The sequence below is a fragment of the Marinomonas sp. ATLA20 genome, assembly GCF_057180105.1.
The window spans coordinates 1-21,153 of the sequence record NZ_JBXUKU010000016.1 but is presented as its reverse complement, the minus strand read 5'-3'; the positions used below and the strand labels follow the sequence as shown (position 1 = coordinate 21,153).

Annotated in this window: 16 protein-coding genes and 3 tRNA genes; 11 read left to right on the top strand and 8 right to left on the bottom strand. The window is 44.1% G+C overall.

The window, feature by feature from the left end:
* Positions 1–67 precede the first annotated feature (67 nt).
* From gcvP to glyA, 3 genes are all read right to left on the bottom strand, one after another.
* Entirely contained in the window at positions 68–2,932 is a 2,865-nt protein-coding gene (gene gcvP / locus AC2A4J_RS18680) for an aminomethyl-transferring glycine dehydrogenase (protein WP_484177053.1), read from the bottom strand.
* 75 nt (positions 2,933–3,007) lie between these two features.
* On the bottom strand, positions 3,008–3,391 hold the full coding sequence (gene gcvH, locus AC2A4J_RS18675; protein ID WP_114412507.1) for a glycine cleavage system protein GcvH: 384 nt from the start codon (positions 3,389–3,391) through the stop codon (positions 3,008–3,010).
* A gap of 58 nt (positions 3,392–3,449) precedes the next feature.
* On the bottom strand, positions 3,450–4,727 hold the full coding sequence (gene glyA / locus AC2A4J_RS18670) for a serine hydroxymethyltransferase (RefSeq protein ID WP_255824660.1): 1,278 nt from the start codon (positions 4,725–4,727) through the stop codon (positions 3,450–3,452).
* Between the two features lie 372 nt (positions 4,728–5,099).
* Between glyA and gcvT the strand changes: the two genes are divergently transcribed.
* The 4 genes from gcvT to AC2A4J_RS18650 all read left to right on the top strand — a co-directional run bounded on the left by gcvT (position 5,100) and on the right by AC2A4J_RS18650 (position 8,748).
* On the top strand, positions 5,100–6,200 hold the full coding sequence (gene gcvT, locus AC2A4J_RS18665; RefSeq protein WP_484177052.1) for a glycine cleavage system aminomethyltransferase GcvT: 1,101 nt from the start codon (positions 5,100–5,102) through the stop codon (positions 6,198–6,200).
* Between the two features lie 149 nt (positions 6,201–6,349).
* Positions 6,350–6,889, top strand: a complete 540-nt coding sequence (locus tag AC2A4J_RS18660) for an elongation factor P hydroxylase (RefSeq protein WP_484177051.1) — start codon at positions 6,350–6,352, stop codon at positions 6,887–6,889.
* Positions 6,870–8,009, top strand: a complete 1,140-nt coding sequence (locus AC2A4J_RS18655) for a 4-phosphoerythronate dehydrogenase (protein ID WP_484177050.1) — start codon at positions 6,870–6,872, stop codon at positions 8,007–8,009. Before AC2A4J_RS18660 ends, AC2A4J_RS18655 begins: the two co-directional genes overlap by 20 nt.
* Positions 8,010–8,025: 16 nt before the next feature.
* Positions 8,026–8,748, top strand: a complete 723-nt coding sequence (locus tag AC2A4J_RS18650) for a flagellar brake protein (RefSeq protein WP_484177049.1) — start codon at positions 8,026–8,028, stop codon at positions 8,746–8,748.
* Between the two features lie 74 nt (positions 8,749–8,822).
* Here AC2A4J_RS18650 and AC2A4J_RS18645 read toward each other — a convergent pair whose 3' ends face one another.
* Complete coding sequence (locus AC2A4J_RS18645; protein ID WP_484177048.1) at positions 8,823–10,223, bottom strand: NAD(P)(+) transhydrogenase (Re/Si-specific) subunit beta; 1,401 nt, start codon at positions 10,221–10,223, stop codon at positions 8,823–8,825.
* A 10-nt stretch (positions 10,224–10,233) separates the two neighbouring features.
* Complete coding sequence (locus AC2A4J_RS18640) at positions 10,234–11,802, bottom strand: Re/Si-specific NAD(P)(+) transhydrogenase subunit alpha (RefSeq protein ID WP_255824649.1); 1,569 nt, start codon at positions 11,800–11,802, stop codon at positions 10,234–10,236.
* 523 nt (positions 11,803–12,325) lie between these two features.
* Between AC2A4J_RS18640 and AC2A4J_RS18635 the strand changes: the two genes are divergently transcribed.
* From AC2A4J_RS18635 to AC2A4J_RS18620, 4 genes are all read left to right on the top strand, one after another.
* Complete coding sequence (locus AC2A4J_RS18635) at positions 12,326–12,823, top strand: formate dehydrogenase subunit gamma (RefSeq protein WP_255824647.1); 498 nt, start codon at positions 12,326–12,328, stop codon at positions 12,821–12,823.
* Complete coding sequence (locus tag AC2A4J_RS18630; protein WP_484177047.1) at positions 12,823–14,397, top strand: formate dehydrogenase beta subunit; 1,575 nt, start codon at positions 12,823–12,825, stop codon at positions 14,395–14,397. The genes AC2A4J_RS18635 and AC2A4J_RS18630 overlap by 1 nt, the downstream gene beginning before the upstream one ends.
* 1 nt (position 14,398) lies before the next feature.
* Complete coding sequence (gene fdhF / locus AC2A4J_RS18625; RefSeq protein ID WP_484177046.1) at positions 14,399–17,269, top strand: formate dehydrogenase subunit alpha; 2,871 nt, start codon at positions 14,399–14,401, stop codon at positions 17,267–17,269.
* A gap of 113 nt (positions 17,270–17,382) precedes the next feature.
* Positions 17,383–17,613: a formate dehydrogenase subunit delta gene (locus tag AC2A4J_RS18620; RefSeq protein WP_484177045.1), complete on the top strand. Its 231-nt coding sequence runs from the start codon at positions 17,383–17,385 to the stop codon at positions 17,611–17,613.
* Positions 17,614–17,711: 98 nt separating this feature from the next.
* Here the strand turns inward: AC2A4J_RS18620 and htpX are convergent, their stop codons facing one another.
* From htpX to AC2A4J_RS18605, 3 genes are all read right to left on the bottom strand, one after another.
* Complete coding sequence (htpX, locus tag AC2A4J_RS18615; protein WP_255824641.1) at positions 17,712–18,593, bottom strand: protease HtpX; 882 nt, start codon at positions 18,591–18,593, stop codon at positions 17,712–17,714.
* A 63-nt stretch (positions 18,594–18,656) separates the two neighbouring features.
* Positions 18,657–19,874: a pyridoxal phosphate-dependent aminotransferase gene (locus AC2A4J_RS18610; protein WP_484177044.1), complete on the bottom strand. Its 1,218-nt coding sequence runs from the start codon at positions 19,872–19,874 to the stop codon at positions 18,657–18,659.
* Between the two features lie 227 nt (positions 19,875–20,101).
* Positions 20,102–20,671 carry a YajG family lipoprotein gene (locus tag AC2A4J_RS18605; protein ID WP_484177043.1) on the bottom strand — a complete coding sequence of 190 codons (570 nt, stop codon included), beginning with the start codon at positions 20,669–20,671 and terminating at the stop codon, positions 20,102–20,104.
* A 130-nt stretch (positions 20,672–20,801) separates the two neighbouring features.
* Here AC2A4J_RS18605 and AC2A4J_RS18600 point away from each other — a divergent pair.
* The 3 genes from AC2A4J_RS18600 to AC2A4J_RS18590 all read left to right on the top strand — a co-directional run bounded on the left by AC2A4J_RS18600 (position 20,802) and on the right by AC2A4J_RS18590 (position 21,143).
* A tRNA-Glu gene (locus AC2A4J_RS18600) sits at positions 20,802–20,877 on the top strand.
* 60 nt (positions 20,878–20,937) lie between these two features.
* Positions 20,938–21,012 (top strand) — tRNA-Gly (locus AC2A4J_RS18595).
* A gap of 55 nt (positions 21,013–21,067) precedes the next feature.
* Positions 21,068–21,143: transfer RNA gene (locus AC2A4J_RS18590), tRNA-Glu, on the top strand.
* The last annotated feature ends 10 nt before the right edge of the window (positions 21,144–21,153 follow it).

Sequence of the window (21,153 nt, the reverse complement as noted above, 5' to 3'; positions counted from 1 at the left end):
ATAAAAAAGGCGAATCATTGCTGATTCGCCTTTTTTTGTTTTTAGTACTTTTTACCTGCTTAGAAGATTAGTCTTCATAGCTGTCAATTGGGGGGCATTCGCAGAATAGGTTGCGATCACCGTAGACATTGTCGATACGGCCAACGGGTGGCCAGTATTTACGTGCTTTGATCCAATTTAAAGGGTAAGCGCCTTCTTTACGTGAATAAGCGTGATTCCATTCCATATCTAAAAGGCTGTCTGCTGTGTGTGGTGCATTTACTAGCGGGTTGTCTTCTAGAGGCCATTCGCCGGCTTGCACCTTGCTGATTTCTTTGCGAATTTGAATCATGGAATCACAGAAGCGGTCTAGCTCTTCTAGGTTTTCAGATTCCGTTGGTTCGATCATCAATGTGCCAGCAACAGGGAAGGACATGGTTGGTGCATGGAAGCCAAAATCCATCAAACGTTTAGCGATGTCTTCTTCGCTAATACCTGATTCCGCTTTCAATGGGCGAATATCGATAATGCATTCATGTGCAACTGTGCCATTTTTGCCAGTGTAAAGTACTGGATAGTGTTCGCCTAAGCGCTTAGCAATGTAGTTTGCATTCAAAATTGCGTTGAAGGTTGCATCGCGCAAGCCTTTGTCACCCATCATTTTGATGTACATCCAAGTGATCACAAGAATACTTGCACTACCGTATGGCGCGGCTGAAACCGCGCCGTGTTGCTCAAGCATGCCCATCACAGGGGAAACCGCGTGGCCAGGTAAGAAAGGCGCAAGGTGAGATTTAACGCCGATTGGGCCCATGCCTGGACCGCCACCACCATGTGGGATGCAGAATGTTTTATGTAGGTTAAGATGCGAAACGTCACCACCAAATGAGCCAGGAGGCGCAACACCCACTAGAGCGTTTAAGTTGGCGCCATCAATGTACACTTGGCCACCAAATTTGTGAACAATGTCACAGACTTCACGAATGTGTTCTTCAAATACACCGTGAGTAGATGGGTATGTTGCCATGATGCAACTCAGTTCAGCAGCATGCTTTTCAGCTTTTTCAGCAAGGTCAACTAAATCAATGTTGCCGTCCTCGTCGCATTTCACGATGACAACTTTCATGCCGGCTAACGCAGCAGAAGCTGGGTTTGTTCCATGAGCTGAGCTTGGAATCAAACAGACATCACGATCATGGTCGCCGCGAGATTTGTGGTACTTATCGATAGCGATAAGGCCTGCGTACTCACCTTGTGCGCCAGAGTTTGGTTGCAAAGAAACGGTGTCATATCCCGTTGCTTTGGAAAGCATGTCGATCAGCTCTTGCAATAATGCATGATAGCCAGCAACTTGAGTGCTTGGTGCAAACGGATGAATGCGACCAAATTCAGCCCAAGTAACCGGAATCATTTCGGATGCCGCATTTAGTTTCATTGTGCAAGATCCAAGAGGGATCATGCTTTGGTTAAGCGCAATGTCTTTGACTTCCAATTGGTGCATATAGCGCATCAATTCGGTTTCGCTGTGATGACTATTAAATACTGGGTGAGTCAGTATGTCATCTTGACGCAATAGGGCATCATCAAAGCCATAAGCGCTTTCCGTGTTTGTAATGTCTTCTAGTGATAGCTCTGCGCCGAAGCATTCAGCTAAGTCGATAAGATCATTTGGGGTTATTGTCTCGTTTAACGCGATAGACACTTGGCTGTCAGACGCTTTGTGGAAGTTCATTAACTTCTCAGCGCCTTTATTCATGATGCTATCAGTTTGTTCACCAGTGTTAACGATAACGGTATCAAAGTAACTTGAGTTAGTGGTGAAGCCTTTTGCTTGGATGGTGTTGGCAAAGCAGTTGGTAAGCGCCGCAACGCGGTTCGCTATCTTTTTAAGGCCAGCAGGGCCGTGATAAACCGCGTAGAAGCCAGCCATCATCGCTAGTAGTGCTTGAGCGGTACATATGTTCGATGTCGCTTTTTCACGGCGAATATGTTGCTCGCGTGTTTGCATTGCCATGCGTAGCGCTGGTTTGCCATGACTGTCTTTCGATACGCCGATAACACGACCTGGCATAGAGCGTTTGAATGCATCTTTGGTTGCTAGGAATGCAGCGTGTGGGCCACCAAAGCCCATTGGTACACCAAAGCGCTGAGCGGAGCCGAAAACGATGTCAGCACCCATATCGCCTGGTGATTTCAATAGAACAAGAGACAGTAGGTCGACGGCAATGCTGACAAGTGCGCCTTGCTCATGTGCTTGAGCAATAACAGGGGTTAAATCAGTCACTGTGCCATCAATGCCTGGGTATTGAATAATGGCGCCGAATACATCGTGTTGTGCGAAATTTGCGATATCATCAACGATGACTTCAATTTCAAGCAGTTCTGCTCGAGTTTTAACGACGTCTATTGTTTGTGGCAAGCAGTGGCTTGCAACGAATAATTTATCGCTCTTCTTGCGGTTGGAGCGTTTCATTAGTGTCATCGCTTCGGCTGCGGCCGTCGCTTCATCTAATAAAGAGGCGTTGGAAATTTCCATGCCTGTTAGGTCGATAATGACTTGTTGGAAGTTTAATAGTGCTTCCAAGCGACCTTGAGATATCTCTGGTTGGTAAGGCGTGTAAGCCGTGTACCAGCCTGGGTTTTCTAGTAGGTTGCGCAGAATTGGTGAGGGCACATGTGTGTCGTGGTAACCCATGCCGATAAAAGAACGCGCTACTTTGTTTAGATTGGCGATGGCCTTTAGTTGAACAAGTGCTTCGTTTTCACTAACAGGGTTAGCTGAAAGATCTAGATTTGCTTGACGAATGGCTTCCGGGACTGTTTTTTCGATTAGTTCTGGAAGGCTGTTGATGCCAATTGTAGATAGCATTTTTGCCTGCTCTGAAGCGTCAGGGCCAATGTGGCGAGCAATAAATTCATCACTGTTTAACAAATCGCGAATGCACGAGGTCATGGTTTAATTACCTATTAAGATTAGATCGAGGAGTTAGGCTCTCAATACGGATAGAGGGAGAGCCTAGATTTGAGGCTATTCGATTGTGGCTGAATAGCCTGCAGCATCAAGTAATTTGTCAAGGTCAGCAGGGTCGCTGAGCTTGATTTTAGCAATCCATGCATCTTTAAAAGGTGCTTCATTGATAAGCTCTGGTGAGTCATTTAGAGCTTCGTTAACTTCAATTACTTCGCCATTAACAGGGGCATAAATATCGGAAGCGGCTTTCACAGACTCAACTAAAGAGAATTGCTCTGTAGCAGTTACGTCGGCGCCAACTTCAGGTAGTTCAACGTAAACTACATCGCCTAGTAGGTCTTGTGCGTGATCGGTAATGCCAACAGTAACTGTTCCATCGCCGTTATCTAACACCCATTCATGGGAGTCAGCGTACTTTAGGTTTTCTGGGATAGTGCTCATAGTATTTATGCCTCTTTAAAAAAATACCCAAGGAGGGTTACCCCTTGGGTACGTGATCTTAGCGGTAAAGTGGGAAACGTTTACAAAGCTCTTTAACTTCTGCAAGTACGCGAGCTTCAACTTCTGGATTGCCTTCTGGCATCTCAACTAAACCGTCAAGTACGTCACTGATAAGATGACCTACTTTTTGGAACTCTTCAATACCAAAACCACGAGATGTTGCTGCTGGAGTACCTAGACGGATACCAGAAGTCACCATTGGTTTTTCTGTGTCGAACGGAATGCCGTTTTTGTTACATGTGATACCAGCGCGTTCAAGAGCGGCATCGGCTGCGTTACCTTTAAGTCCTTTAGGACGAAGGTCAACTAGCATTAGATGCGTATCAGTACCACCAGTAACGATGTCACAACCACGTTCAACCATTACTTCTGCAAGTGCTTTAGCGTTAGCAACGACTTGTTTAATGTAATCAGTAAACTCTGGTTTCAATGCTTCGCCGAAAGCGACTGCTTTACCAGCAATAACGTGCATCAATGGACCACCTTGGTACCCAGGGAATACCGCAGAGTTGATTTTTTTACCAAGATCTAGATCATTGGAAAGAATCATGCCACCACGTGGGCCGCGAAGTGTTTTGTGTGTTGTTGTGGTAACAACGTGTGCATGTGGAAGTGGAGATGGGTGAACACCAGTCGCAACAAGTCCAGCAATGTGAGCCATGTCGACGAAAAGGTAAGCACCAACTTTGTCTGCAATTTCACGGAAGCGCTTGAAGTCGATTTGACGTGGAATGGCAGAACCACCCGCGATAATCATCTTTGGCTTGCACTCTAGTGCTTGCGCTTCGATAGCATCGTAATCAATCAATAATGTTTCTGGGCTAACTTCGTACTGAACAGCGTTAAACCATTTACCAGATTGAGCTGGTGCAGCGCCGTGAGTTAAGTGACCACCAGAAGACAATGACATACCCATGATAGTGTCGCCAGGCTGAAGCAGTGCTAGCATTACAGCACCGTTAGCTTGTGCGCCAGAATGAGGCTGAACGTTTACAAACTCACAGTTGAAAAGTTTTTTAGCACGGTCAATGGCAAGCTGTTCCGTTACGTCAACTGCTTCACAGCCACCGTAGTAGCGACGATGTGGGTAACCTTCTGCATATTTGTTGGTTAGTACAGAGCCTTGGGCTTCTAAAACGGCTTTTGAAGTGATGTTTTCAGAAGCAATCAATTCAATGCCAGTTTCTTGGCGTTCTTGCTCTTCAACGATTGTCGCAAAAAGTTCTTGATCTCGCTCAGCTAAAGTTTGGCTGAAAAAAGCTTCGGTATTCGCCATGGGGAAATTCCTCTTAAATAAACATGTATGCCAAAAAGACAATGAGTCGTGCGTATAATAACACTAAGGCAGTCTATGATGATGAAAAAAGATCATCTTTCTAGGAGCGTCAGTCATTGTTCGGTTTACGTCATTTTCACCTATGATAATGAAAAAGTTTCCAATTGGAAACACTAATTGGAATGGAATTTTGAAGTTTGTTTATTAATATGTTTGACCGTTCGTTTAAAAATTTCCGTCTAAAATATGAGGATTGGGTTGGAATTTGTATGAATAAATGCTGCTTAGGGCTTGTCAAGGTCGACTGAATTTGGATACTCTGTTTCCGATTGGAAACAGACACTATTACTACTTTAATTAAAGGTTTTCGTTATGAAACGTACTGCACTATGTGATCTACATGTCGCTTCTGGCGCTAGAATGGTTGAATTTGCTGGTTATGAGATGCCTGTTCAATATCCATTGGGTGTCATGAAGGAGCATTTATGGGCTCGTGAAAATGCGGGGCTGTTTGATGTGTCGCACATGGGGCAGGTAATACTTCGAGGTAAAAATGTAAAAGCTGCGCTTGAAGCCATTTTACCTGTTGATGTGCTTGGTTTGGCGGAAGGTACACAGCGTTACGGTATGTTTACCACTGATAGTGGTGGTATTACGGACGACTTAATGTTCGCTAATTGGGGCGATGAAATATTTATGGTTGTTAATGCTGGCTGTAAGGATCAAGATTTCGCCTACTTAAGGGCTACTTTAGTTGATTGTGATGTTGACGTTATAGAAGATCGTTCATTACTTGCTATTCAAGGGCCAAAAGCACGTGAAGTGTTTGCTCGGATGGTTCCAGGTGCTTCCAATATGACATTCATGCAAAGCTTAAAGCTTGAATGGCAGGGCGTTGAGCTATGGGTTAGTTGTTCTGGCTATACAGGTGAAGACGGTTATGAGGTTTCTGTGCCAAATGACAAAGCTGAAGTCTTTGCTAATGCTTTATTGGCATTTGATGAGGTGGAGTGGATTGGTCTGGGGGCACGAGACTCTTTGCGTCTTGAGGCTGGTTTGTGCTTGTATGGTCATGATATTGACACGACAACCACACCAATTGAAGCGTCTCTGAATTGGGCAATCCAAAAAGTTCGTCGTTTAGAAGGTGAGCGTGTAGGTGGCTTCACAGGTGCTGATGTTATATTGCCACAATTTGCGAACAAACCTACAAGAAAACGTGTTGGTTTTTTGGTTGATGGTCGAGCGCCTGTTCGTGAAGGTGTCGAAATCGTTGATGCTTCTGGAGAAGTAAAAGGTTCTGTAACCAGCGGTGGCTTTTCGCCAAGTCTTGCTCAACCTATTGTAATGGCTTATGTCTCAACTCAGGCTCTAGATGCTGCTGAGCCTTTGTTCGCCAGTGTGAGAGGTAAGAGTATTCCATTGAAACAAGCGGCAATGCCGTTTGTACCGTCCCGTTATTATCGTGGATAATTCATTAGTGATTTTTGGGTATTAACACTCGTATAGTTAAAAGACGCCCAATATAGAGTTAAATAAAGAGCGTTACGTGGAGCTTGCTTCTTTGCGTAGCGCATGTTTGTTTCTTATGTAATAATTTCTTATTTTTATGAGGTCTACCGTTGGCAAGTGCAATTCAGCTTGTGGAAGCCTTCAGCGCCTGTTTCCTTTCAAGTTTTAACACCCGCCTCATTGGTGGTGCAGATGAGCCTTTTTATCTGCCAGCTGAACCAAATAGTTCGGCGACTGTGTATTTTCGTTTTGATTATCCTTCAAGTGCGCTGCATGAAGTAAGTCATTGGTGTATTGCTGGACATGATAGGCGATTACTAGAAGATTATGGCTATTGGTATGAATCAGATTCTCGTAACCTGAAAACACAAAAAGAGTTTGAAAGGGTTGAAGTCAAGCCTCAGGCAATCGAATGTATTTTTCATTGGGTGGCAGGATTACCTTTTCGTGTCAGTGTGGATAATTTGTCTATGCCAGATTACGACGCCAAGCATTTTGAGCAGGCCGTTATGTCTCAGGTCGCTAAGTATATTGCTTCCGGTTTACCCAAAAGGGCTGAGATCTTTTCTAAATATTTATTGGTGCAGCGACTTCCTAACCAAGAATTAAATGAGTTTTTAAAGCGACAGTATGAAGATAATTGCAGATGAGAATATGCCAAATGCGAAAGCCTTGTTTTCACATTTGGGTAGCGTTGAGTTAGTAAATGGTCGAACTTTAACTCATGAGCAGGTGAAGGTTGCCGATGTGCTTTTAGTTCGTTCGGTTACAAAGGTAACCAGAGAACTGCTTGAAGGGAGTTCAGTTCGTTTTGTCGGCAGCGCTACAATTGGTGTAGATCATATTGATTTGGATTACCTGGCCAAATCAAATATTGCTTTTAGTAGTGCGCCTGGTTGCAATGCAGACGCAGTTGCTGATTATGTCTTTAGTGGCTTGAGCCACCTTTATATGACAAAAAAAATCAGCTGGTTAGGTAAAAAAATTGGCATTGTTGGCTATGGTAATGTTGGCAAAACTGTTTATGAACGCTTTGCCAATATGGGTTGTCAGGTATGTGTTTATGACCCTTTTAAATTAGAAAATGATGTTGCTAACTTTGTTTCTTTGGATGAGATTCTCTCTTGTGATGTGATTTCTCTTCATGCGCCCTTAACTCATTTGGGGGCTTTCCCAACAAAAGGGATGATTGGAAGAGAAAAGTTGGCTCGTTTGCGATCGGGTGTTGCTATTATTTCAGCTGGCCGTGGTGGTGTTATTGAAGAAAATGCATTGCTTGAACGCCATAGACAATTGGATGGTGATATTCATTTAGTGCTTGATGTTTGGGATGGTGAGCCAGCCCTTAATCAAGAGTTGGCTTCTATTGCTGATATTGCTACGCCGCACATTGCTGGTTATAGCAAGCAAGGTCGTGAAAAAGGCACGTGGATGGTGTATCAGGCTCTGTGTGAGTTTCTGCAGTTAAATTCTGATGTTGTGACGAAGCATGATGCTATTGGTGCTGGATGGTTTTCATCGGTTAATATCAACAGTTCCGCCCCTCTGGAAGAAATGCTGGCCCGAAGTGTGCAGGCTATCTATGATGTAGCAAGAGATGACGCTAGATTGCGCTATAAATACCGTGAGAATAAAGAAAAAAATATCTTTGATTGGTTGCGAAAGCATTACGTAGAAAGGGATGAATTAAATACATGTATAATTCATGCTCATAATAACGATGCTTGTAACCTTTTGAGTGCCGTTGGTTTTTCAGTAGAAAATAAATAATAACTAAGGTAGTTGCATGGCTGGAGTAATGCAGGTTGATCTAGGTGATCTTGATGTTCCAATAGGTACGAATGTACAGGTTGAGTTTATTTCTCCACCTGGACGTTTCATGGTAAAAGTCCTAGGTAATATTCCAAAACACTCATTAATTGTTTCTTGCCCAAAATTAAATGGAAGCAACATACTTGTTAGAGAAAGTCAGGTGGTAAATGTCCGCTTGATGTTGAGTACGCATGTTTGTGCGTTTTCAAGTAAGATTGCCAAAAGTTATATGGAACCCTCAGCCCATCTGCATATTGCTTACCCAAGCTACGTGGAAACCTCTGAAGTTAGGCAGGCTGGGCGTGTAGAGACGCGCCTTATTTGTAGTATAGATCCAAATGTGTCGCCAACCTCAATTAGTATGTTTTCCTCAGCGATTGTTATCGATCTTAGTCTTGGGGGGGCTAAATTGATCTCTAAAGAAGATTTCGGTTCAGTAAATCAAACGATGCGTTTGGTTTGTAATGTCAAGATTGGGCCTTATAGTCATATTCTTAAACTGGACTGTGAAATTAGGTCTCAAGAAATCCAAATGCTCGAGCAAGTTCAGGCGACTTTGGTTGATAATGATTTCTTAAGTCGTATGGGAGTTGAGTATTTCTACGTTTATGGCATTCGTTTTTTGGATGTATCCAAAGAAGCTGGTATACCGCTCATGGCTTTTATTCTAGAAACGATTCGTAATAAAACAAAGTAAGTGTTTCGCCTCATAAAAAAACGCCAGCATATGCTGGCGTTTTTTTTAACGGGGAGAAATAAAAGCGCTGTTCATTAAGATAAGTGTTTTAACAGAGCATCCAAACTTTGCTTGGCGTCACCAAATAGCATTCGAGTGTTGTCTTTGAAGAATAGTGGGTTTTCAACTCCAGCATAACCTCGACTCATACCGCGCTTAAGTACGATCGTTTGTTTTCCGTGCCAAGGCTCTAATACAGGCATTCCTGCAATAGGGCTGTCCGGTTCTTCATTGGCTGCTGGGTTAACGATATCATTGGCTCCAATCACGATAGACACGTCAATGTTTTTGAAATCGTCGTTTATTTCATCCATTTCATAAACGATATCATAAGGAACTTTTGCTTCAGCTAAGAGGACGTTCATATGTCCTGGCATGCGGCCAGCAACAGGGTGAATGCCAAAACGAACATTTACACCTTGCTCTCTGAGTTTCTTTGTAATTTCATAAACCGTGTGTTGAGCTTGAGCAACGGCCATACCGTAACCAGGCAAGATCATCACTTCTTTTGCATCAGCTAGAGCTTGAGCTGCTTCTTCTACTTGAATTTCGATAATGTTACCTTGAACTTCTGTAGAAGCATTAGCTGGCGCACTAGTTGGCTTTCCGCCGCCGATACCACCAAGGATGACGTGAAGAAACTTGCGATTCATTGCTTTACACATGATGTAGCTTAAAATAGCGCCACTGCTACCGACTAGTGCACCAACTACGATAAGTAGATCGTTACCTAGCATGAAGCCCATCGCTGCTGCCGCCCATCCTGAATAGCTGTTAAGCATAGAAACAACAACAGGCATATCTGCGCCGCCAATCGCGATGACTAAATGCGCACCAAACAGCAAAGCAAGTACGGTGATAATGGCTAAATAATTCATGCCTTCTGCAGCACCCACTTGGGCAAACTGCACTACTAAGTATACTTCAACAATACATATTATCAAGTTGATGAGGTGGCGCGCAGGTAAACGAAGAGGCTTGCCTGACACTTTGCCGCTTAATTTCAGGTAAGCAACCAGTGATCCAGTGAAGGTTACAGCGCCAATAAATATGCCCAATGCTGTTTCAACGTCATGAATGCGTTGAGCAACCAGTGAGTCGTACTCGCCATGACCTAAAGCGTTTGCAAACCCTACAAATACGGCAGCTAAACCGACAAGGCTGTGCAATACGGCTACGAGCTCCGGCATTTGAGTCATTCCAACGCGCTTTGCAAGAATCCACCCGATTAAGCTGCCAGGTATCATACCTAGTAACAATAGTTGGTAATTATCAGTTACGGCTCCTGCAATGGTAACGGCAATAGCAAGTGCCATTCCAAGCATTCCATAGATGTTGCCTCGTCTCGCACTTTCTTGGTGGCTTAATCCGCCTAAGGCCATGATAAACAAAGCACTTGCTCCAATATAGGAGGCAGTCATTACTCCGAAGTCCATTGTATATCTCCTATTTACGAAACATTTTAAGCATGCGATGAGTGACGGCAAAGCCACCCACAATATTGATACTGGTGATGAATATTGCCAGTGTCGCGAGAATGGAAACGGTAGTGCTTTGGCTGGATACTTGCGTTATCGCACCAATAACAATAATACTACTAATGGCATTGGTTACACTCATCAGTGGTGTATGTAGAGAGTGACTGACACCCCAAACAACCATATAGCCAACAAAACAAGATAAGACAAAAACAGTTAAATGACCCATGAATTCAGCAGGGGCAATCGAACCTAAACCGAGAAGTAACGCCCCAGTAATAACAACAGGAACGAGGAAGCCAAACGCACTGGGCTTTTTTTCTTTCGCTGCAGGTTGTTTAGTTTCTTTTGGTAGTTGTTCGCTGACATCCATTTTTGGTGCCGCTGAAATACGAGGTGCTGGTGGTGGCCATGTAATCTTTCCTTGCTTAACAACCGTGGCACCACGAATTACTTCGTCTTCCATATTAAGTACGATTTGACCGTCTTTTTCTGGGCATAACTCAGTTAGCAAGTGGAAAATATTTGTCGCAAATAATTGGCTAGATTGGGCAGCCATGCGGCTAGGCAAATTGGTGTAGCCGATGATAGAAACGTCGTGAGCCTTAATAACCTTGTTGGCTTGAGTCAAACGACAGTTACCACCTGTTTCAGCCGCAAGATCGACAATGACACTGCCTGGCTTCATTGAGCGGACCATTTCTTCCGTAATAAGTTCTGGGGCTGTCTTACCGGGAATTAATGCAGTCGTAATGATAATATCGACATCTTTGGCTTGCTCAGCAAATAGCGCCATTTCAGCGGCTATGAATTCGGCGCTCATGGTTTTGGCGTAACCGCCTTCACCTGTGCCATCTTCATCAGAGAAGTCCAAAAGTAAGAATTCTGCATTCATACTCTCAACTTGCTCTTTTACTTCAGGGCGAGTATCGAATGCACGAACAATCGCTCCCATGCTCTTAGCAGCACCAATGGCTGCTAGACCAGCAACGCCTGCGCCTATAACTAATACTTTAGCTGGTGGTACTTTACCTGCTGCCGTTATTTGGCCTGTGAAAAAACGTCCAAAATGTTGGGCGGCCTCCACAACGGCACGATAGCCTGCAATGTTTGCCATGGAGCTGAGTACATCCATTTTTTGAGCTCGAGAAATGCGAGGTACTGCATCGAGCGCAACAACATTTGTTCCGCGTTCAGATAGTTGTTGAAGTTTGGTTGCATTTTGAGCGGGATGTATAAGGCTAATTAGGGTTTGGTCCTTGCCTAACAGCTCAATACCATAAAAACCAAGTTCTGGGTGCTCGACGGGAGGGCGGACTTTTACCAAGACGTCAGCGTCATGCCATAGTTGCTTGGTATCATGAACGACTTCAACGCCAGCTTCAATGTACGCTTCGTCGGAATAGGATGCAGCAACACCAGCACCGCTCTCTATCATGATATTAAAACCTAATTGCTTCACTCTGGAAGCAACGGACGGGGTCATGGCGACTCTCAATTCGCCTTCTTCAATCTCTTTTGGTATTCCGATTTTCATATTGATGCCGTTATTGTTTTTAGACTAAGTCTGTGCATTCTTTTATTTAAAAATAAAGAATGCTGCCCGTGGTTTCTGCTTAGATGCTGCTTTAGAAACGCAAGTAATTAAAAACCAGCTGTATATTGTTATATTGCATGCTAGCGTCAACAGCTGTTGTTTTCGCGACGTTTTCGTCTTCCTAAGTGGTTTCTGGGTGATTCGATCTTTGTCTTTTTTTTGTTTGTAGTGCGGGCAGGGTATCTGGCATTAGAAAATGTCGTAATAAGATAAGTTAGAGGTTGACGGATATGCGATGCTGCGCCATTCAACGCTGTAACTGGCGTAGGATGACGTGTCTAAATTTCGATGTTTTTACGATTGTAAATAAACGACAGCATTGTTCAGAAATCATTATTTATTGGTTTTTGATTCAAGTGCTAATGTATGATCTGTATCAATAGATACTAAAAAATAAAAAGTAACACTCCCGCCTGAATATGATTTTTCAATAGATAGGGCGGTGGTAGGAGGAATTACAATAATGACTACGCCGAGATTCGTGACTTGGGAGCCTTCCATCGCGCAAGCAATCATTGATGAGTATAAGTCAAAGCCAGGAGCATTATTGCCGCTTCTGCACGCGATTCAGGATCGCTTTTCATATATCCCAGAAGACGCTGTAGCGTTAATTGCTAAGGCATTAAAACTAAGCCGTGCGGAAGTGCATGGTGTTATCAGCTTTTACCACCATTTTCGAACTAAACAGCCAGGACGTCATGTTGTGGAAATCTGCCGAGCCGAAGCTTGTCAGGCCGTTGGTGCTCGTGGATTGGAATCCTATGCAAAGAGTTCCTTAGGTGTGCAATATCATCAAACTACAGCGGATAACAATATTACCTTAGAGCCTGTTTATTGCTTAGGAAATTGCAGTTGCGGACCTTCGGTTCGCGTTGGCAATGAAGTATACGCAGAAGTTGATTCGCAGCGCTTTGATGCGTTAGTAGATAGCCTTAAAACTGAGCGAGTGGAGATTCTTTGATGACTTATCGTATCCATATTCCTTCTGATACAACCGCGAAAGCGCTCGGTGCAGACCGAGTCGCTCGTTTGGTTGATATTGTTGCCAAAGAGCAAAAGCTTGATGTTGAAATACGTCGCAACGGTACTCGTGGCCTGTATTGGATCGAACCACTTGTTGAGGTGGACACTGATGAGGGTCGATATGGCTTTGGCCCAGTAAAAGAAGCTGATATAGAATCTTTGTTTGACGCTGAGTTTTGGAAGGGTAATGTCGACCACCCTTTAGCTTTAGGTTTGGTAGAGGAAATTCCTTATTTAAAACGCCAAGAGCGCTTCACATTCTCTCGCCTTGGTATCACTGATCCACTGTCATTAGACGACTATCAAGCAAATGATGGTTTTAAAGGATTAGAAAACGCCATCAAGCTGTCATCACAAGAGATCGTTGATGCTGTGAAAGAGTCCGGCCTGCGTGGTCGTGGTGGTGCAGCTTTCCCTACAGGTATTAAATGGCAAACAGTATTAAATGTAGAGTCGCCTAAAAATCAAAAATATATCGTATGTAATGCCGACGAAGGTGACTCTGGAACATTTGCGGATCGCTTGGTCATGGAGTGTGATCCATTCATGCTGATTGAAGGTATGATTATAGCGGGTCTTGCTGTTGGTGCTGCGCAAGGTTATATCTACTGCCGCTCTGAATATCCGCTTTCAATTGAAAATCTTAATCAAGCGATTAAGACATCTTACGAAAACAATTTACTAGGTGCGAACATTTTGGGAAGTGGTAATCACTTTGACCTAGAAGTGCGCATGGGAGCTGGTGCGTATATCTGCGGAGAAGAAACCTCACTACTAGAAAGTCTTGAAGGTAAGCGCGGTTTAGTACGAGCGAAACCACCATTGCCAGCGATTGTTGGTTTATTTGGTCAGCCCACAGTCGTTAACAATGTTCTGTCTTTAGCTGCTATCCCATTTATCATGGATAAAGGCGCTAAGGCCTATGCGGATGTTGGTGTTGGCCGTTCACGAGGCACCTTACCTTTCCAAGTGGCCGGTAATGTGAAGTTTGGTGGTTTGGTAGAATTGGCATTTGGTCCTACACTTAATGAATTGATGTTCGGTTTTGGTGGCGGTACACGAAGTGGCCGTCCATTGCGAGCAGTACAAGTGGGCGGCCCATTAGGCGCGTACTTGCATGAAAGTCAGTGGGATACGTCATTAGGCTATGAAGAGTTTAGTCAAAAAGAGGCTGTTCTTGGTCACGGCGGTGTGGTCATGTTTGATGATACTGTTGATATGAGTGAGCAAGCTCGATTTTCAATGGAGTTTTGTGTGGCGGAATCTTGTGGTAAATGTACCCCTTGCCGTATCGGTTCCACTCGCGGTGTTGAAGTTATTGACCGTATTCGTTCTGGTGAAAACGTGGATGGCAATCTAAATCTATTAGCCGATCTGTGTGAAACCATGGTTGACGGATCGTTATGCGCCATGGGTGGCATGACACCGTTCCCAGTACAAAGTGCGATGAAATTTTTTAAAGAAGACTTTGTTAAGAGCGCGGTTTCAACTAACAATGTAGAGGAGGTCTGATATGTTGCAATATTTTGATCCGAGTAAAGATTATGGTACGCCTGCCTCACTTAGTGAGAAGCTTGTTACGCTAGAAATTGATGGTGTTGAAGTCAATGTGCCGGAGGGTACATCTGTAATGCGCGCCGCTGCACTTTTTGACATCAACATTCCAAAGTTGTGTGCAACCGATAATTTAGAAGCATTTGGTTCTTGCCGATTGTGTGCTGTGCAAATTGAAGGGCGTCGTGGTATGCCGGCTTCATGTACAACACCGGCTGAACAAGGTATGAAAGTTACGACTCAGAACGATAAGTTAGCGAAGCTACGTCGTAATATTATGGAGTTATATATTTCCGATCACCCGCTAGACTGTCTAACTTGCCCTGCTAATGGGGACTGTGAGTTACAGGATATGGCGGGGGCTGTAGGCCTTAGAGAAGTGCGCTATGGTTTTGACGGTGAAAATCACCTAGACGCTCCTAAAGATACCTCAAACCCTTATTTTACTTTTGATGCGAGCAAGTGCATTGTTTGTTCTCGTTGTGTACGTGCCTGTGAAGAGGTTCAAGGTACATTCGCCCTGACCATTGATGGGCGTGGTTTTGACTCAAAAGTTGCTGCAGGTCAGAATGAAAACTTTCTGGAATCTGACTGTGTGTCATGTGGTGCTTGTGTACAGGCTTGTCCTACAGCGACCTTGTCTGAAAATTCTATTATAGAATTAGGGCAGCCTGAACATAGTGTTGTAACTACATGCGCTTATTGCGGTGTTGGTTGTTCATTCCGTGCAGAGATGAAAGGGGATCAATTAATTCGTATGGTTCCTGATAAAGGTGGCGATGCAAACCATGGTCACTCTTGTGTGAAAGGGCGCTTTGCATTTGGCTACGCGACACATAAAGATCGTATTAGAACACCTATGATTCGTGATTCAATCGATCAGCCTTGGAAAGAAGTTAGCTGGGAAGAAGCAATGAGCTTCGCAGCCGGTCGTTTAAAAGGCATCCAGGCTGAGCATGGTCGTGAAAGTATTGGTGGTATCACGTCTTCTCGTTGTACTAACGAAGAAACTTACTTGGTACAAAAACTTATTCGTGCAGCGTTCGGAAATAATAATACGGATACCTGTGCTCGTGTTTGTCACAGTCCAACCGGTTATGGTTTGAAGCAGACTCTTGGCGAATCAGCAGGTACGCAAACATTTGACTCAGTTCTAAAGTCTGATTGTGTATTGGTTATTGGTGCTAACCCAACGGATGCCCATCCGGTATTTGGCTCGCTAATGCGTCGCCGTTTACGTGAAGGTGCAAGTTTGATAGTGGCTGATCCGCGTCAAATTGACCTGCTGCAAACCCCACACTTAGGTGATGCTGTGCATTTGCCTTTGCGTCCAGGATCTAACGTTGCCATGGTCAATGCAATGGCACATGTGGTTATTACCGAAGGTTTGGAAGATACGGACTTTATTGCGAAACGTTGTGAGTCTGATGCTTATGCGAAATGGAGAGCATTTATTTCTGATCCTCGCCATGCACCAGAAGCCGTAGAAGAAATTACAGGCGTTAGTGCTGAATTAGTGCGTCAATCTGCTCGCATGTTTGCTAAAGCACCTAATGCAGCCATTTATTACGGTTTGGGCGTTACTGAGCATAGTCAAGGTTCAACCATGGTAATGGGTATTGCCAACCTAGCATTAGCGACAGGCAATATTGGTCGTGACGGTGTTGGTGTTAACCCACTACGTGGACAGAATAACGTGCAAGGTTCTTGTGATATGGGTTCATTCCCTCATGAGTTACCAGGTTACCAGCATGTTTCTGATCCGATTGCTCGTGGGCGTTTTGAAGCGGCTTGGGGTGTTAAGCTTGACGATGAGCCTGGTTTACGTATCCCAAACATGTTTGACGCGGCGATTGCTGGGCAGTTCCGAGCTTTGTATGTCCAAGGTGAAGATATTGCTCAGTCCGACCCTAACACTCAACATGTTGAAGCCGCACTAAGAGCTTTAGATTGCTTGATTGTTCAGGATATCTTTCTGAATGAAACTGCTAAATTTGCCCATGTTCTTTTGCCTGGTTCAACTTTCTTAGAGAAAAACGGTACTTTTACGAACGCCGAGCGTCGTATTAACCGCGTACGTAAAGTGATGCCACCTATTGCTGGTAAAGAAGACTGGCAAGTCACTGTTGAGCTTGCAAATGCGCTGGGTTATCCAATGGATTACAGCCATCCATCTGAAATTATGGATGAAATAGCATCACTGACGCCAAGTTTTGCTGGTGTTAACTATGACAAGTTAGACAAGCACGGAAGTTTGCAGTGGCCTTGTAATGCTGAATTTCCTGTTGGCTCTCCAATTATGCATGTTGATAGCTTTCCAACGATTGAAGGTAAAGGGCACTTTGCTATTACCGAATTTGTGCCGACAACTGAGCGAGCGAATCGTCGATTCCCATTGTTGTTAACCACTGGGCGTATCCTTAGCCAATATAATGTTGGGGCGCAAACGCGACGCACGGAAAACCAAGCATGGCATGATGAGGATATTTTAGAGCTTCACCCACATGATGCGGAAGAACGTGGTGTTAATGACGGTGATTGGCTTGGTATCAGTAGTCGCGCTGGTCAAACCGTGCTTCGCGCTCGTATTAGCGATCGTATGCAGCCTGGTGTCGTATATACGACCTTCCACCATCCTGGTAGTGGTGCGAACGTGATAACTACCAACAACTCTGACTGGGCTACTAACTGTCCTGAATATAAAGTAACGGCAGTGCAGGTTGAGAAAGTCTCTCAACCGTCTGAGTGGCAAAAAGGTTTTGTGGAAAATCATCATCGCCAACAAAAATTCCTCTCAGAAGCGACGTTGTCAGTCTCTGTTGAGGAGTGATGAATAGGTCTATCATGGCCGGCTTTTTTATTGTGATGGTGAGGACCTATCACTTTGATAAGCCGGTTCTGATATGGCTATTACTAACTGGTTTCTTGTTGTGAGAATAAGATATGCACCAAACTGAAGAAGAACATTTAATCGAAATGATTAATCAGATTGCCGTTAATAATATAAGCGCTGGAGATGATTCAGCTGTCGCCGATGTCATTGCAGGGCATGTTAAAAAGTTTTGGCCGCGACGTATGAAGACTATGTTGAACGATTGCATCGTTCAAGGTGGAAGCCAGCTTCATCCTGCAGCTTTATTAGCAGGTAAAAAGCTTTTTAGTCTTGATGCTTAATAGTGTGAAAATCTTACTCTAAATGTTTCTTTGAAGACATTATTCATGAAAACGCCAGCATAAGCTGGCGTTTTTTTATTGCTCATGAAATCTAGACACTAAAGATCTTGAAGTGCTTTGATGCGGACTTCGATAGGGGGGTGGCTTGAGAATAGTTCGCCCAACGTCGGTGTTTTTCCACGACGAATACCGAAAGCAAGCATAGAGTCAGGCATGCGACTTTCTTCATGTTCTTGCTGTAATCTCGCGAGGGCGGCAATCATGGCACCTTTACCTGCAAGTCTCGCGCCTGCTTCGTCTGCTCTGAACTCACGGAAACGAGAGAACCACATAACAATCATGGATGCCAAAATACCAAAGATAATTTCAAATACGAATGTCGCTATGTAATAGCCCCAGCCAACGGAACCTTCGTTATCGTCTTTGCGTAGGAACTGATCGACGGCGTAAGCAGCGATACGAGCAAAAAACATTACGAATGTGTTTACCACGCCTTGAATGAGAGACAGTGTGATCATATCGCCATTGGCAACGTGTCCAATTTCATGCCCTAGAACTGCTTTGATTTCATCTGGGGAAAATCGATCTAACATGCCGCTTGATACGGCAACCAGTGCATCGTTTTTATTCCAGCCCGTTGCGAATGCGTTGGCTTCATGCGCAGGAAATATCGCCACTTCTGGCATTTTAATGCCCGCTTTATGGGAAAGCTCTTTGACAGTATCAAGTAACCATACTTCTTTGTGATTGCGAGGCTGTTCAATAACAACCGCACCCGATCCACGTTTCGCCATCCATTTTGAAAGAAGAAGTGAAATTAAGCTGCCAGTAAAACCAAATACACCACAGAAAATTAGCAGTGATGTGAAGTCTAGACCGTTGCTGGTCATGTAACCGTTAACGCCTAAAAGACTTAAGACAATACCCGCTACCACCATGACAGCTAGGTTTGTCAGTAAAAACAGAATAATACGCATCACTATGCTCCTTAAAAGACTGTTAAGGAGCATAGTAGGGCTTTATTGGATTATTTCAAGAGAGGATTAGCGCTTTCTTAATCGACTAAGAAATGCCGCAAATCTATCCATTGCAGGTGTGAGCTCCTCAACATGAGGAAGAAAGACAAATCGGACATGGTCTGGAGTTGGCCAGTTGAATCCTGTGCCTTGAACTATCAGTACTTTCTCTTCACGCAGGAATTGTAAAACTAGATCCATATCATTTTTGATTTTGTAGATTTTAGGATCTAACCTCGGGAATAAATACAACGCACCCTCTGGTTTGTGACAATGAACGCCCGGGATAGAGTCGAGCGCCTCCCATGCCACCTTGCGCTGCTCATAGAAGCGACCACCAGGGACAATAAGCTCATTTATGCTCTGGTAACCGCCTAAAGCAGTTTGTACAGCGTGTTGAGCAGGTACGTTGGCGCACAGTCGCATTGAGCTAAGAATGTCTAAGCCTTCTATATAGTCGCTTATACCGCTTCGATCGCCCGTAATCACCATCCAGCCTGATCGAAAACCCGCTGTTCGATACACTTTTGAGAGTCCGCCAAAGGTAATGCAGGGCGCCCGACCTTCTGTAAGGGTGGCTGTCGGTATGTGCTTAGCTTCGTCATATAGAATTTTGTCGTAAATTTCATCAGAGAAAATTAGCAGATTGTGTTCTTCTGCAAGTTCAATAATTGCTTCAAGAATGCCTTTTTCATAAACCGCACCCGTTGGGTTGTTTGGGTTAATGATGACAATGGCTTTTGTTTTGTTTGAAATCTTAGAGCGAATATCGTTGATATCAGGTTGCCAGCCAGAGCCTTCATCGCACAAATAGTGCTTTACATAACCGCCAGCCAATGTAGCGGCGGCCGTCCAAAGAGGGTAGTCAGGAGCGGGGATTAATATTTCGTCACCGTCGTTTAATAGGCCTTGCATAGCCATGACGATAAGTTCACTAACACCGTTACCCATCCATACGTGGTTTACGTCGGCAGATTTAATTCCCATGGCTTGGTATTTCTGCATAACAGCTTTACGGGCAGAAAAAAGACCCTTGGATTCACAGTAGCCTTGAGAGGTTGGTAGGTTACGAATCACATCAACAAGAATTTCATCAGGCGCTTCAAACCCAAATGGAGCAGGGTTGCCTATATTTAATTTGAGTATGCGTTGACCTTCCTCTTCCATGCGAACGGCTTCTTTTAGGACTGGACCACGGATTTCATAACATATGTTGGCGAGTTTGTTTGATTTGCGAATTTGCACCACTTTATCCTTACTGAAGCTGGGCGGAGTAAAGTGCTAACTTTACTCCTTACTTCAGCGCATTCAAGGTAGAGAGTGAATTTATAAGCAATAAAATTGTTTAGATAAAACCAGTGGTGTGTTGATGTAAAGTGCTAGCGTATAACGGAAGGAATAGCGGAGGGAATAAAAAGAGTCAAACTGCACTGGTACTTATAAAGTTTGACCCTTTTTTTATTGACTAAATCTTATTTGAGTAGGGCGATGATGTTTGGATCGCTCAATAAGCGATTGACTGTTTGGCTAGCAAGCGCATTCATGTCATCTTCAATGGCCTTTTGATAAGGCATGGTGCCATACTCATTTACCTTTTGTGATCCATAGTTAGCTTTATAGGTTTGGCCTTTGGCAGAAAGTGTTGTTTTTAGTTCAAACTCTAAAGTGGCCACTGTTTTTAATGTTTCTACTTTAGTTGTGTAGCTCATCTTAGTTATTTCGATTTGCAGATCTGCTGCAGGCATTACGCCTTGATCTGGAGTGAAGCCCATTTTGCGTAAACCTTCTAGTACACTTTCCCTAACGCTTTGTTTGACGTCATTGGTTGTGAAAATGTCAGCTCGTTCATTAAGGCCTGTTTTAATTGAGCCAACGGCATTGGTTAGGTTTGTACTGGTGGTTACGTCTATGACTCTCTCATTAGAGAGGGTTGCGGCTTTAACATCTTCTTGTGGAGTGATGCTTATATAGTGCGTTGTGGAGCAGCCTGCTAATAAAAGCGTCGATAGGGACAGGGATAAAAATAGTTGTTTCTTTAGCATAATAGCTCCGATCAGATTGATTTCTAAAGCGACTTTTTTCTAAGTTGCTTAAATTAATGAAAAAAACTGTTGATTTTAAGATTGGTAACAGTAATATACGCACCCGCTCACACAGCAAGATTAAAACGTTGTCCCGTTCGTCTAGAGGCCTAGGACACCGCCCTTTCACGGCGGTAACAGGGGTTCGAACCCCCTACGGGACGCCATCCTTTCATACGATTGGCTGTATAGTCTACATAAAATATGTGTTGAGTGAGAAGTTTTTTGCGGGAATAGCTCAGTGGTAGAGCACAACCTTGCCAAGGTTGGGGTCGCGAGTTCGAGCCTCGTTTCCCGCTCCACTTTCTTAAACTAGAAAGTGAGTGATTAGTTGTAGCTCTATAAAAGCTAGATTGTGTCCCGTTCGTCTAGAGGCCTAGGACACCGCCCTTTCACGGCGGTAACAGGGGTTCGAACCCCCTACGGGACGCCACTTTTAAGTT

Coding starts and splice junctions, on each gene's coding strand:
- gcvH (WP_114412507.1), bottom strand. CDS start 3,391: ATGAGCACTATCCCAGAAAACCTAAAGTACGCTGACTCCCATGAATGG.
- fdhF (WP_484177046.1), top strand. CDS start 14,399: ATGTTGCAATATTTTGATCCGAGTAAAGATTATGGTACGCCTGCCTCA.
- gcvT (WP_484177052.1), top strand. CDS start 5,100: ATGAAACGTACTGCACTATGTGATCTACATGTCGCTTCTGGCGCTAGA.
- glyA (WP_255824660.1), bottom strand. CDS start 4,727: ATGGCGAATACCGAAGCTTTTTTCAGCCAAACTTTAGCTGAGCGAGAT.
- AC2A4J_RS18640 (WP_255824649.1), bottom strand. CDS start 11,802: ATGAAAATCGGAATACCAAAAGAGATTGAAGAAGGCGAATTGAGAGTC.
- AC2A4J_RS18655 (WP_484177050.1), top strand. CDS start 6,870: ATGAAGATAATTGCAGATGAGAATATGCCAAATGCGAAAGCCTTGTTT.
- AC2A4J_RS18635 (WP_255824647.1), top strand. CDS start 12,326: ATGACTACGCCGAGATTCGTGACTTGGGAGCCTTCCATCGCGCAAGCA.
- AC2A4J_RS18650 (WP_484177049.1), top strand. CDS start 8,026: ATGGCTGGAGTAATGCAGGTTGATCTAGGTGATCTTGATGTTCCAATA.
- AC2A4J_RS18630 (WP_484177047.1), top strand. CDS start 12,823: ATGACTTATCGTATCCATATTCCTTCTGATACAACCGCGAAAGCGCTC.
- AC2A4J_RS18645 (WP_484177048.1), bottom strand. CDS start 10,223: ATGGACTTCGGAGTAATGACTGCCTCCTATATTGGAGCAAGTGCTTTG.
- gcvP (WP_484177053.1), bottom strand. CDS start 2,932: ATGACCTCGTGCATTCGCGATTTGTTAAACAGTGATGAATTTATTGCT.
- AC2A4J_RS18620 (WP_484177045.1), top strand. CDS start 17,383: ATGCACCAAACTGAAGAAGAACATTTAATCGAAATGATTAATCAGATT.
- AC2A4J_RS18605 (WP_484177043.1), bottom strand. CDS start 20,671: ATGCTAAAGAAACAACTATTTTTATCCCTGTCCCTATCGACGCTTTTA.